Consider the following 433-nt stretch of genomic DNA (forward strand, 5'->3'; position numbering starts at 1 on the left):
GATGTTCACCTCGTTCTCGCTGTTGCTGGTGGTGGGCATTGCCTTGCTGATGCACAGCGTCGGTTTGTCGATGGCGCTGGGTGCATTCATTGCCGGCGTGCTGCTGGCCGATTCCGAATACCGTCACGCGCTCGAAACCGACATCGAGCCGTTCAAGGGCCTACTGCTCGGTCTGTTCTTCCTGGCCGTGGGCATGTCGATCGACTTTGGCGTGCTGATGCGCCAGCCGTGGGCCGTGATCGGCCTGGTTGCGGTGTTCCTGGCCGTGAAGATCGGCGCGCTGCGCCTCCTGGCCACGCGCTTTGGCATTGCGCGCGGACAGGCGTGGCTGTTTGCGTTCCTGCTCTCACAGGGCGGTGAGTTCGCGTTTGTGGTGTTCGGCCCCGGCGTGGCCGGCAACGTGCTGGGCGACGAGACGGCCGCCGCGCTTAAC

At 64.7% G+C, this 433-nt stretch carries 1 protein-coding gene; it reads left to right on the forward strand.

The window, feature by feature from the left end; translation table 11 throughout:
• Positions 1-433: cation:proton antiporter domain-containing protein (locus JWH17_RS23330; protein ID WP_205225100.1), on the forward strand; the 433-nt coding region annotated here is incomplete at both ends.

Source organism: Desulfogranum marinum, from assembly GCF_016918565.1.
Taxonomy (GTDB): domain Bacteria; phylum Desulfobacterota; class Desulfobulbia; order Desulfobulbales; family Desulfobulbaceae; genus Desulfogranum; species Desulfogranum marinum.